This window comes from Flavobacterium arsenatis, from assembly GCF_031456785.1.
GTDB classification, from domain to species: Bacteria; Bacteroidota; Bacteroidia; order Flavobacteriales; family Flavobacteriaceae; genus Flavobacterium; species Flavobacterium arsenatis.
In genome coordinates, this window is sequence record NZ_JAVDVI010000008.1 from 49,281 (window position 1) to 61,972 (window position 12,692).

General features: G+C 36.8%; 10 protein-coding genes. 3 read left to right on the plus strand and 7 right to left on the minus strand.

Annotated features, from left to right (window positions below):
• Positions 1-190 precede the first annotated feature (190 nt).
• Positions 191-913: a LytR/AlgR family response regulator transcription factor gene (locus J2X31_RS10255; protein ID WP_310026524.1), complete on the minus strand. Its 723-nt coding sequence runs from the start codon at positions 911-913 to the stop codon at positions 191-193.
• 1 nt (position 914) lies between these two features.
• Complete coding sequence (locus tag J2X31_RS10260; protein WP_310026526.1) at positions 915-1,961, minus strand: sensor histidine kinase; 1,047 nt, start codon at positions 1,959-1,961, stop codon at positions 915-917.
• Between the two features lie 341 nt (positions 1,962-2,302).
• Between J2X31_RS10260 and J2X31_RS10265 the strand changes: the two genes are divergently transcribed.
• From J2X31_RS10265 to J2X31_RS10275, 3 genes are all read left to right on the plus strand, one after another.
• Positions 2,303-4,678, plus strand: coding sequence for a TonB-dependent receptor (locus J2X31_RS10265; protein WP_310026528.1), 2,376 nt, complete (start codon positions 2,303-2,305; stop codon positions 4,676-4,678).
• Positions 4,679-4,718: 40 nt separating this feature from the next.
• Entirely contained in the window at positions 4,719-5,540 is an 822-nt protein-coding gene (locus J2X31_RS10270) for a DUF4249 domain-containing protein (RefSeq protein ID WP_310026529.1), read from the plus strand.
• Between the two features lie 72 nt (positions 5,541-5,612).
• On the plus strand, positions 5,613-6,482 hold the full coding sequence (locus J2X31_RS10275; protein ID WP_310026530.1) for an SDR family oxidoreductase: 870 nt from the start codon (positions 5,613-5,615) through the stop codon (positions 6,480-6,482).
• Positions 6,483-7,107: 625 nt separating this feature from the next.
• Here J2X31_RS10275 and J2X31_RS10280 read toward each other — a convergent pair.
• From J2X31_RS10280 to J2X31_RS10300, 5 genes are all read right to left on the minus strand, one after another.
• A complete protein-coding gene (locus J2X31_RS10280; RefSeq protein ID WP_310026531.1) occupies positions 7,108-7,692 on the minus strand; it encodes a TetR/AcrR family transcriptional regulator in 585 nt (194 codons plus the stop codon).
• A gap of 85 nt (positions 7,693-7,777) precedes the next feature.
• On the minus strand, positions 7,778-8,533 hold the full coding sequence (locus tag J2X31_RS10285; protein WP_310026532.1) for an SDR family NAD(P)-dependent oxidoreductase: 756 nt from the start codon (positions 8,531-8,533) through the stop codon (positions 7,778-7,780).
• A gap of 270 nt (positions 8,534-8,803) precedes the next feature.
• The gene (locus J2X31_RS10290) at positions 8,804-10,171 is read right to left on the minus strand and encodes an NAD-dependent succinate-semialdehyde dehydrogenase (protein WP_310026703.1); all 1,368 of its coding nucleotides are present in this window, start codon (positions 10,169-10,171) and stop codon (positions 8,804-8,806) included.
• Positions 10,172-10,175: 4 nt separating this feature from the next.
• Positions 10,176-11,834, minus strand: coding sequence for an acetolactate synthase large subunit (locus tag J2X31_RS10295; protein ID WP_310026533.1), 1,659 nt, complete (start codon positions 11,832-11,834; stop codon positions 10,176-10,178).
• 329 nt (positions 11,835-12,163) lie between these two features.
• Positions 12,164-12,652 (minus strand): hypothetical protein, encoded by a 489-nt coding sequence (locus tag J2X31_RS10300; protein ID WP_310026534.1) that lies wholly within the window; start codon positions 12,650-12,652, stop codon positions 12,164-12,166.
• Positions 12,653-12,692 lie beyond the last annotated feature (40 nt).

Consider the following 12,692-nt stretch of genomic DNA (forward strand, 5'->3'; position numbering starts at 1 on the left):
TAAAAGTATAAATTATTGATTACTACCGAAATATAAAATTACTTAAGCATATAACTCAAAAATCATTTTAATTAATTTAAATAAGAATTAAAGAGCTAGTGTATTAACTCTTGTATTAGAAAAGGTTTAACTTCATTATCTTTTATCAAAATGAATGTACCCATTACAAGGCAAAAAAAAGTATCATTTATTACCTATTCAAAAGTTTCTTTGTTACAAATTCATTAAAAAAGAAATCCCTGTAAATATTTCCGATTGGTATTTCATTTTTTCCAATATATACAGTATTGTTATCTACAGAATCTATTTTATTTACATTGATTATATAAGATTTGCTGACTCTGACAAAGAAACTTTTTGGAAGCAAATCATGAATGGTCTTGATATTCATCAGGGTAATCACTTTCTGATTTTCTAAATAAATAACCACGTAATCTTTTAAACCTTCGATAAAAAGGATGTCACTGAAATGTACCTTAAACATTCTGCGATCTGCCCTTACGAAAATATAGTCATCGGTTATGTTTTCTATATTGCTGTCTATATGGTCAGTGTGGAATAATTTGCAATACGTCTGTGCTTTTTCTACTGCTTTTTGAAAGCGTTCTAATTTTACAGGTTTTATCAAATAGTCGATGGCGTCGACTTCATAACTCTCAGAAGCAAATTCATGAAAAGCGGTAGTAAATACCACTAGGGTATTTTTAGGAATAGTCCTGGCAAATTCAATTCCGTTCACTCCCGGCATCTGGATATCAAGAAACACTAAATCAACAGTGTTTTTCGCCAGAAATTCCCTTGTAGCATCCGCTCCGTTAAATGAGGCTATAACTTCCAGATTTTCTGTCTCATTAACCAGTTTTTGGATTGCCTTTCTTGCCAATGGCTCATCATCTACTATAATGCAGTTCATTTTACAATTTTAAAGTTAGGGTAATGCAGTAGGTTTCCGAATTGTCTTCTATTTTCAAATCATGTGTCGAAGGGAACAGGAGTTCCAATCTTCTTTGAATATTGGCGATGCCTAATCCACCTGGCTTATTAATTGCTTTTACGGCGGGTTTTGAGTTTATGCATTTGAAAAAAAGCTCAGTCCGGCGAACATCGAAGAACAAATTTACGTAGGATGATTTCGCTGCATCATTATTATGTTTTACGGCATTTTCTACAAATGAAATAAATAATAAGGGAGGAACCTGGACACCGCTCAACTCACCTTCCTTGGATATTAAAAAATTAAAATTATCCCTTCTGACTTTTTCCAAGTTTAAAAAATCTTCCAAAAAATGGATTTCTGAAGTCAATAAAACTTTATCCCTGGAGCTGTCATAAAGCTGATAACGAAGTAGGTCGCCCAGCTTCACCAAGACCTGCGAAGCTTTTTTGGGATCGTCTTCAATCAAGACATTGGCATTATTGAGCATATTAAAAAGGAAATGCGGATTGATCTGATTCTTGAGCTGTTCCAGTTCGGCACCAGCCTTTGCCAGTTCTAGATCGTGAATCAGCTGGGCATCAGATATCCATTGCTGGAATAATTTAATTGCTGCCGATGCAATAATAAGCACCATGATCATAAAGGAATAGGTAAAAAAGTTAATATCGTCGTCCTGGTAAGGCAGTAGATAAGGCCTCAAATAATAAGAAGCAGCCCGATGTATAACGTACGCCAAAATAATACCTGAAAGCACAGAAAGGCCAAAATTCAGATATTTTTTTCTCAACAAAAATTTAGGCACAAAAAAATACATATTACTGTAGGCCAATAAAATTATCTGGGAAAAAATGACTATTCGATTATAGGTCTCGAAAGGCTGTACATAGTCCGGCGGACTGTAATACAAAACAACGATACTGAATGCGATCAGCATCAAATGGCGGTGAAATCGGAATTTTTCTGAAATGAAAAACTCAACCATCCACTTGGTATCCATAGTTTTTCTGGGTAAAGATTTATTCATAGGACTATTTTAGTTTTCCAGCAAATGTAGCAATATGCGAAAATTATAAATTTTTACTATACGAAAGCACATTATTTATATACCAAAATAGGATTTTAAGATAGTAAACCTTTTCCAGCGCCTAAATAATAACATACAAGAAAAAAAAGGATATCCCAGTAATGATTTTTTGCTTTAAGAATCCAGCTTCTTTCGATGAAATCTTGGTATGCATTTTTTTTACTATATGAAAATGCTACTTTACTATATAAAGTAACGCATTTTGTATATATAAAATATACGGGTTCAGCAAAAATATACTTTAGCCGGGAAATGTAACATTTAATCCTAAATTTTAATAAATGAAAAGCAGCATCCACCCCCTTCTATTACTCTTTTTTGTCTTTGTAGTCAATACATATTCGCAGGAAAAAGTTACCCTTAGCGGCACAATAGCCAATGCGTCCAATACCGAGACACTAATCGGCGTAAACATTCACATTCCGGAAGCAAAAGTAGGCATTACTACCAATTCTTACGGATTTTATACTACGACACTGCCAAAAGGGACCTACACCATTATCATAAGCTACATGGGTTTTGATACTATCGAAGAAACTATCACGCTGACCGAAAACACAAAGATGAACTTTGGGTTGACAGAAGTCAGCAAGACATTGGACGAAGTTGTAATTAAAAGCAATACGACAAAAGCAAACATCAGAAAGCCTGAAATGAGTACCAATAAACTCTCTATTGCCACGATAAAAAAGATGCCTGCCGTTTTGGGCGAAGTGGATGTCTTGAAATCGATATTGCAGCTTCCAGGAGTTACCAATGCCCAGGAAGGTGCATCGGGCTTCAATGTCAGGGGAGGTTCTGTTGATGGAAACCTTGTACTGCTTGATGAAGCCGTTGTTTACAATACCTCGCATTTATTCGGATTCTTTTCTGTTTTCAACTCCGATGTAATCAAAGATCTAAAACTTTACAAAGGAGGGATTCCCGCTAATTTTGGAGGACGTATATCATCTGTCCTGGATATTTATCAAAAGGAAGGAAATAACAAGGAGTATCATGTTAACGGAGGTATAGGATTAGTCTCAAGCCGACTGCTTGTTGAAGGTCCTATTGTTAAAGATAAAAGTTCTTTTGTGGTTGCAGGGAGAGGGTCTTACGCACATCTTTTTTTGAAAATGGCAAATGAACCAAATTCAGCCTATTTCTACGACTTAAACACCAAGTTCAATTACAAATTCAATGATAGAAATAATGTTTTCGTATCAGGTTATTTTGGTAACGACAACCTGAATTTTAATAACAGCTTTATAAACGTCTACGGTAATAAGCTTTTTAATCTAAGATGGAACCATATATTCTCAGATAAGATTTTCTCTAACGCATCTGCCATCTACAGTGATTATGATTATCGTATTAAAGTGAAAACCGTTGGTCTTGACTGGAAATCAGATATAAAAAATTACAATTTTAAATATGATTTTAAGCACTATTTTTCAAATGACCTGACTTTAAATTACGGTATAAATTCAATCTACTATAGTTTTAATCCTGGAACAATCAGACCGTTTGGAGAGGGTTCAGCCATCAATCCGGATCAGATCGCCAAAAAATATGCTTTTGAAAATGCCGCATATATCAGTGCCGAACAAAACCTTTCTGAAAAATTATCACTGAATTATGGACTTCGCTACAGTAACTTTCAAAGATTAGGTGCACAGGAAGTGTACACCTATGCCAATAATCAGCCCCTTGTTTTCAATCAGGAGTTTCAAATTTATGAGGAGGCTGATCCTACAGGAATAATAAACTACAAGAAAAACGAAAAGATAGCAAGTTTTGACAACTTGGAACCAAGACTTGCCGTTGCTTATTCGCTAAACAGCGACCAATCCATCAAGGCCAGCTACATCAGAATGAGCCAGTATGTGCATCTAATTTCAAATACCGCTTCTGCAACTCCGCTTGATATCTGGGCCCCTAGTGACCAATACCTTAAGCCGGAAATTTTAGACCAGGTAGCACTGGGCTACTTTCACAATTTCAAGGACGACAGATATTCCCTTGAAGCAGAAACCTTTTATAAAAAAGTAAAAAACAAGGCAGACTATATTGACGGTGCAGATTTACTTGGAATCGATGCTATAGAAAGGGTGCTTTTAAACGGAGAAGCAAGATCGTATGGCCTAGAACTGATGCTCAAAAAAAACACAGGAAAGCTGACGGGCTGGGTTTCCTATACTATTTCTAAAGCAGAACAAAGAACACCAGGCAGAAATGCAGATGAAACGGGTATAAATAACGGGGAATGGTACAGGGCTAATTATGACAAATTGCATAATTTATCTGTTACGGGCGCTTATGCTTTAAATCCCAAATGGACATTTGGGAGTATTTTTACTTTCCAAAGCGGAAAAGCTGCTACATTTCCTAATGGAAAATACCAATACCAGGGTATCACTGTGGCGAGTTACGGAGCAAGAAATGACGATTCTTTATCTGCATACCACCATTTGGATGTATCTGCAACTTATACTCCTAAACCCGACAAGAAAAAAGGATGGCAGGGTGAATGGAATTTCAGTATCTACAATCTTTACAGCAGAAGCAATGCAGCCTCGTACAGTTTTAGACAGAATGAAGATACGGGAGCAAGCGAGACAAGAAGAACATCCATTTTTGGTATTGTTCCGAGTGTGAGCTACAACTTCAAATTTTAAAAAATAAATAACAGACTTTTAACTTTTAAAAAGATATAAAATGAAACTATTACAAAAAATTCTCATACTATCCGCCGGATTGTTTTTGACAGGATGCGAAGACGTTATTACTGCCGATCTTGATACAGCACCGCCAAGACTGGTTATAGACGCTTCTATAGACTGGGTAAAAAATACGGCCGGCAATGAACAAAAGATTGTATTGTCGACAACGACCAGTTATTACAGCCCCGAATTCCCGACCGTCTCCGGAGCAGTAGTTACTGTAACAAACCCGTCAAATACGGTCTTTGAATTTGTAGAAATTCCCGGAACCGGGCAATATGTCTGCAATAATTTCCTTCCTGTTATCGGACAGACCTATAACTTAAAAATTGTTTTGAATGGGCAGACCTATACTGCTTCGGAAACATTGACAGCTGTGCCTGAAATTGAAGATACTATTGATCAGAACAACAATGGAGGCGATACCGGTGATGAAATTGAAATAACATTCTACTATCAGGATGATGCAGATCAGGCCAATTATTATCTGAGCAGTGTTACTCAGCCTTACACACCGTTCCCCGAGCTTGAAGTTGAAAATGATGAGCATACTAATGGTAATTTAATGCAGGAATCCTATTCGCATGAAAAGTTAAAAGTTGGGGACCAGATAGACATAAGACTGTACGGAATTTCAAAAAACTATTACAATTACATGTACAGGTTAATAGTGGCTTCCGGTAATGATGGCAGCCCTTTCCCAACCATACCAAGTGCAGTCCGTGGTAATATTGTCAATCAGACCGATAGCAAAAATTACGCTTTTGGCTATTTCAGACTGGCAGAAATGGATACTAAAAGCTATACGATTCAGTAATTAAGTTCTTGTAATGCGGTAAAATGCAGTTTTTTTTTATCGCATTTTAACTTTTACAAATTCAGTTTAAAAATGGACAAGATATTGGTAACCGGTGCAAACGGACATTTTGGAAGAGGGGTGCTGAAAGCCCTGCTCAATAATGGTTTAGAAAAAAAGAACATTTATGCAATGGTAAGGAACAAAGCCAAGGCAGCAGACTTGAAATCTTTAGGTATCCATGTTGTTTTTGGAGATTATGAAGATTATGATTCTTTACTCAAAGCATTTTCAGGTATAGATAAGCTGCTTTTTGTTTCCGGAAGTGATGTGAGGAACCGTGTAGCACAGCACAAACTGGTTGTCAAAGCAGCTAAAAATGCTGGGGTAAAGCATATTCACTATACCAGCCAGCAGCACAAGAGTGACGATAGGGACTCGCCTATTTATTTTATTATAAAATCACATTTGGCGACAGAAACGGCTATTATGAACAGCGGCATGAACTTTACAATTCTGAGAAATGCCTTGTATATGGATATGCTTCCAGAATTTTTAGGTGAAAAAGTTGTAGAAGATGGTATTTTTCTGCCGGCAGGCCAGGGCAAAATAGCTTTTACGCTCCGAAGCGAGATGGCAGAAACCGCAGCGGTTATTTTGACATCGCGGGGTCATACCAACAAGATCTATGAGATATCGGGCAACAGTATTTCCTTTACAGAAATTGCCCAGAAAATTTCTGAAATAAAAGGACACAATATTACCTATCTGAGTCCCGACCCAAAAGCATTTATAAATACAGCAGTAAAGAAAGGTGCACCCAGAATGCAGATAAAAATGCTGGCAGGCTTTGCACAGGCAGCTCGAATCGGAGAACTGGATAGCGAAAGCCCGCACATGGAAAAAATTCTGGGAAGAAAACCTTCGCAGGTCAATGATTTTTTACAGCAGATATACAGTTGAAAGAAATTATTCTGGCTCTTTGATTTAATATAAAGACGTCATATTTTGTTTGTTACTTAAAAAACGCAATCATTAGCAATTTTAATAATTGTTTTTGATGGATTGTTCATTAAGTAAAAAAAGAGACTTCTCTATCTTTTCCTTTTTAATAAATTCATTGATTGTTGTTCCTGCTACCGACTTAAAAATTCTATGAAATGAAATTTGGAAAAATTAGAAAGACTAGCCAATTTTTCCAGAGAAAGTTCTTCATTAAGATTCTCTTTAATGTAGTCTATACTCTTATTGATAGATTGTCAATATTTTTATTTTAAAACTGAGAGAAGTGGGATTAGAACATTTTATAAAGCTTAAGTTTTCAAAAAAAGTCAAAATTGGAATTAAATGTTCGATTTCAATCCCTGACAGCCCACTGATTTAAAAACAAATGGATACAAAAGCCGATAAATCTTAAGATCTATTGGCTTTTTGCTTTGGGCATATACCAAATTATTCATTTAATCTTAATGCGAAAGGGATAAAATCGAGACCCTAAAAATTTCTACAATTTTGGGTCTCGATAATTTTTTTTTGCACAACGTTTACCCCAACATAATTTAGCTTCATATCTCATAAGAGCCAATTGTCACACCCTTAACGCTGACAGGCAGACATTCACAATGTCATCAAACATCTTTTTATCTGCATCAAATTTTACAGTAACACGCAGTCCATTCAGTGAATTAAAAACAAACCTTGCCAGAGATCGGGCGGAAAATTTAGTCGTAAAGACCCCTGTATCTTGTCCCTTTTTGATGACTTTGCATAAAGCCTCTTCAGTATCGTTCATGATGGAATTGGCAATACCGGCAATTTCTGAATCAACAGGTGCTAACTCTACTACTGAATTAATTATAAAACAACCTTTTGAGCTATTATCGCTCAGTGCTTCTTTCTGAACCGACTCAAAAAAAAATCTTATGTAGGCCTCTACATCTTCCACCACATCTGCTTCTTGAAGCACGGGGTCAACTCTTTCTTTGCGATATTGCTTTAGTGCTTTCACAAAAAGAGAATGCTTATCACCATAAGTATCATATAAACTTGAACGGCTTATGCCAAGATTATCGACCAAATCCTGGGCCGAGGTGGCATTGTAGCCTTTTTGCCAAAACAGATTCATTGCTTTGTCCAAAACATCATTTTCATCAAATACTTTTGTCCGTGCCATAATAAAAAATCTTTGTAAAGTAGTGAACTACTGTACAAAGATAAAAAAATTCAGGAACGAATGTTCCGATTTTAATCAAATTTTTTTAGAGACGAACAGCGTTCACAGAAGCTCCGCTATCAATAGTATATTCCGCACCCGAAATAAAGGATGCATCATCGGAAGCAAGAAAGGTAACAAGTTTGGCTATTTCCTCAGGCTTCGCAAATCTATTGAAAGGCATAAACTTGCTTTTAAGAAAATTGTGTATTTCTTCAGTTCCAAATTCACCTCTGTAAATCATATCCGTTTCTGTCATAGAAGGTGCTACTGTATTTACCCTAATTTTTCTGCCTGCCAACTCAACAGCTGCTGATTTACTGTAGGCTGTTAGTGCCGCTTTGCTGGCTGAATAGATGCTAGTTCCAGTTGCATAAGTATAGGCACTAACAGAGGTCAGATGAATTATTGAAGCACCGTCATTAAGAATAGGAATAAATTTTTCGGTTGTGAATACAGCACCTTTAAAATTTATATCCATTAGCGTATCAAAAGTTTCTTCTGTAATATGTCCTATCGGTTCTTGATGGGAAACGCCTGCATTAACCAGCAAAATATCAACTTTTCCGTAAAGACTTTTTACTTGTGCTACCAAATTTTCGGTGTCCTTGATATGTATTGCATCGGCACGAATTCCTATTGCATTGTTCCCTAATTTTGCTACTGCTTCATCAATAGCTTGCTGATTTCGGCCTGTGATAATCACTTTGGCACCCTGTGCGCTAAATTCTTTGGCACTCGCAAAACCAATTCCTGCACTACCGCCTGTAACAACGGCAATTTTTTCTTTTAATTTACTCATTTTTCTTTTTTTAATATTAATATTGGAATGTTTGTTCCGCAAAGATAATGAAAACGGAACAAACATTCCAAAATAAATTTACACTTTTTGACATGCCTAATCATTAATTGGACATGGTGTCATTTTTCATAAATTTCACTTTGCAAATTCATCGAAAGTATGGAAACGAAAGATATACGACTCCAATAGCTTTAAATGGGCCTTGAGACAGTCCGTTCACGATTTGAATCCTAAATGAAGTGGTGTCGGTTTCTCTTTCGACACGCTTTTTCAATCTATCCAAATCGATTTAATATTCACAAATTCCCGAATACCATAACTGGAAAGTTCTCTTCCATACCCGCTATTTTTGATACCTCCGAATGGCAACCTAGGATCTGAAGTGACCAATTTATTCACAAAGCTACTCCCGGCTTCAAGTTGTAATGCCACTTTTTCACCTCGTTCTTTATCTGATGTGATCACTCCCGATCCTAAACCAAATTGAGAATTATTCGCTAGTGCAATGGCTTCACTTTCATCTTTTGCTCGGATAACCGAAGCTACCGGACCAAAAAGTTCATTGTCAAAAGCTTCCATCCCTGGTTGTACATCTACCAATATTGTCGCTGGATAATAGGCTCCTTTTCCTTCGTGTATTTCTCCCCCCAGAATGAGTCGGCCTCCTTGTGAAACGGTTTTAAGAACTTGTTCATGCAGTTCATCACGTAGATCGAATCTTGCCATAGGACCATAATAGCTGGTCTCATCCATTGGATCCCCCATTTTGGCATTTCGCATCTTATTTGTGAATATTTCCAGAAACTTATCATATATCGAATCGAGAACAATAAAACGTTTCGCCGCTATACAGGTTTGACCATTGTTCTGTAATCTTCCAAACGTAGCAAGCTCTGCAGCAGCATCGATGTCTGCATCATCTAGTATAATATAAGCATCACTGCCCCCTAGTTCCAATACGGTTTTTTTTAGGTTAGCTCCTGCTATAGTTGCTACTGACCTTCCTGCGGGATCGCTTCCTGTTAGGGTTACCGCTACGATATTCTTATCTTCAATAATATCTTTAACGTTTTCTGCACTTATATTTAGGTTAGTAAACACGCCTTTTGGGAACCCTGCCTTCACGAAAGCATCTTCCAAGGCAAAAGCACTTCCCTGTACATTGGAGGCATGTTTCAACACCCCGGTATTCCCGGCCATTATTGCCGGCACTGCAAATCGGATCACCTGATAGAACGGAAAATTCCAAGGCATCACAGCCAAAATGACTCCCATCGGCTGGAAGGTAACGTAACTTCTGGTCGCTTCTGTTTCAACTGTCTCATTTGCCAAAAAGTGTTCTGATTTATCCGCATAGAAGCGGCATATCCAGGCACATTTTTCAATTTCCTTTCTCGCCTGAACAATGGTTTTTCCCATTTCTGTCGTAGCCAGTTTGGCATATTCTTCTTTATTGCCTTCAAAATGGTCGGCAAGCGTATGCATTAATTTCGAACGTTCTGCAAAGCTTGTTTGCTTCCATGATGTAAAGACTTCCTTTGCTGAAGCTATCTTCTCTTTAGCTTTTACTAAATCTATTCTTTCATATTCATTTACTGTTTCCCCATTTGCAGGGTTAATCGTTGTTGCTTTACTCATCATCTTATTTTTTAAGTTCACTTGAATATTTTTTTATCAATACGTTCAAAATCTCATGGTTAAGGGAATAATCAATAGCCAAATCAATAAGATGAACGCCTTTGGAATTCATTACTTTTTTCAAGATTTGTTGAAATTCCTCTACCGAATCCGGTCGATAGCCTTTGGCTCCAAAACTTTCGGCATATTTAACAAAGTCAGGGTTTCCATAATCCAAACCATATTTCTTGAACCCTAAATCCTCTTGCTTCCATTGAATCATACCATAGGCATTGTCATTTAAAATAATCACTACCAAATCCAATTTCATACGTATGGCGGTTTCCAACTCCTGTGAATTCATCATAAATCCACCGTCTCCGTTTATGGATATCACCTTTTTATCTGGATTTAATTTTTTTGCCATCATAGCCGAGGGCAAACCTGCACCCATGGTTGCCAAAGCATTATCCAGAAGTAAGCTATTTTGCACATAGGCCGGATAATTCCGAGCAAACCAGATTTTATACATCCCGTTATCTAAAGTGATGATACCATCATCTGGGAGAACATCACGTATCATCTTTACTAAACGCTGTGGTAAAACCGGAAAGCGATTGTCCTTTTCATATTTTGTTAGATGGCTGGTTACATTGGCTTTTATATTGAGAAAGAAATCAACATTCCAGCTTTTGGCTAAGGGTTTTAGCTTTTCAGTCAATTGAGAAACACTATTAGCAATATCGCCAATAACATTTAGGTGAGGAAAGTACACTTCATCAATCTCTGCTGGAAAAAAGTTGAGATGAATGACCTTTCGCTTGTCTTCAGCGAGCATGAAAAAAGGAGGTTTTTCAATGGTATCGTGCCCAACGTTAATAATAAGATCTGCTCCCTTGATGGCCTCGTGTAAAAAGTCGTGATCCGACAAAGCAGCGGTTCCCAGGTATAAAGGATGGCGTTCGTCTATAATTCCTTTTCCCATTTGGGTATTAAAAAAAGGAATCCCTATGGTATCGATAAAATTTGTAAGAGCAATACTCGCCCTTTTTCTATTGGCCCCAGCACCTATAAGCATTATTGGCTTCTCTGCCTCTTCAATCATTTTTACAGCCTGATCAATGGTATTTTCACCGGCATTAGGAATCCTGTAATCAACCACATCAAATATCCTAGGATTTTTCACTTCCTCTTGTGCAATGTCCTCCGGAAGCTCAATATGAACCGCTCCGGGTCGTTCCTCTTGGGCTAGCCGAAATGCCTCTCTAACCATAGAAGGGATATGCGAACTATGGGTGACTTGCTTCGTATATTTGGTAAGTGGATTCATCATTTTAATGACATCCAGAATTTGAAATTTTCCTTGTTTACTCTTTTTAATGGGTTTTTGCCCAGTAATCATAACCATTGGCATTGCCCCCAATTGAGCATAAGCTGCAGGTGTTACTAAATTAGTAGCTCCAGGCCCTAGCGTAGCGAGACAAACCCCCGGCTTGCCAGTGAGCCGGCCATAAGTAGCGGCCATAAAGCCAGCTCCTTGCTCATGCCTTGCAAGGATTAATTCGATTTTTTCTGATTTTCTTAAAGATTCTAAAAAATCTAAATTTTCCTCACCCGGTAGTCCAAAAATATATTCAACGCCCTCATTTTCCAAGGCTTTAACAAATAGGTCTGATGCTTTCATAGTATTTCAATAATTAATTTCAGTACTGGATTTTAAATGAATTGCCACAGTAGTTCCTTTGGTTTAATGCTATCGTTTTAAATTCTTCTATTTTGCAACTGGTTTATTTTTTCAATTGATAAAACTAATTGTTTGCATTTATATGCTATTTATTAAACAGATACCTCAGGAGCATATTTGTAAATTTAATCATTTCGCTTGGAACCCTTCGCCATAAAAACGCTAATTTTTTCGCCATCTTCTTCCAAAGCAAAATGTCCTCTGTCATAAATAGTATAGTCGAAATCTTTCACTTCTATTAAAATTTACAAAACGATTTTTTAAAGTATTTATCTCTTTTTTTCAAAAGTACCAACGATTTTGATTCTATGCTGACGCTCTAAAATGCGATAGGGCCACCACAATCCTGTTTTATTTTTTGCATGAGGACAACTGTCTTTTAACTCTGAATATGGGCTCCTTTTCTTCTCACTATTGCCGAATGTGTATTCATAATTTTTTGGATAAGGCAAATCATTGTTTGTATATCCTGTGAAATCGGGAGTCATTAAGTGAAGTCCATCCATAAGATGATTTACTATTTTTTTATACTGATCCAAATAGGTAGCATAACCCTTCAATAATACGGCTTTTGAATTTTCGGTGAATGCTGGTCTTCTATAATTGATTTTTACTTCGTTTGTTTTTGAATTTTTATAATCGATTTGTTGTATTTTACTATCTTTTTTAATGAATGTTTGCTTTTCTACATTTAAATTTTCTTGGAATCCAAAAGCGTCTATCAGCAACAAAAGGGATAGAATACTTAAATTTTTCACAACTAGTAAGTTTAGTACTTGGTTCTTAATTTTTTCTACA

Coding starts and splice junctions, on each gene's coding strand:
- J2X31_RS10260 (WP_310026526.1), bottom strand. CDS start 1,961: ATGAATAAATCTTTACCCAGAAAAACTATGGATACCAAGTGGATGGTT.
- J2X31_RS10290 (WP_310026703.1), bottom strand. CDS start 10,171: ATGAGTAAAGCAACAACGATTAACCCTGCAAATGGGGAAACAGTAAAT.
- J2X31_RS10265 (WP_310026528.1), top strand. CDS start 2,303: ATGAAAAGCAGCATCCACCCCCTTCTATTACTCTTTTTTGTCTTTGTA.
- J2X31_RS10280 (WP_310026531.1), bottom strand. CDS start 7,692: ATGGCACGGACAAAAGTATTTGATGAAAATGATGTTTTGGACAAAGCA.
- J2X31_RS10285 (WP_310026532.1), bottom strand. CDS start 8,533: ATGAGTAAATTAAAAGAAAAAATTGCCGTTGTTACAGGCGGTAGTGCA.
- J2X31_RS10295 (WP_310026533.1), bottom strand. CDS start 11,834: ATGAAAGCATCAGACCTATTTGTTAAAGCCTTGGAAAATGAGGGCGTT.
- J2X31_RS10275 (WP_310026530.1), top strand. CDS start 5,613: ATGGACAAGATATTGGTAACCGGTGCAAACGGACATTTTGGAAGAGGG.
- J2X31_RS10255 (WP_310026524.1), bottom strand. CDS start 913: ATGAACTGCATTATAGTAGATGATGAGCCATTGGCAAGAAAGGCAATC.
- J2X31_RS10270 (WP_310026529.1), top strand. CDS start 4,719: ATGAAACTATTACAAAAAATTCTCATACTATCCGCCGGATTGTTTTTG.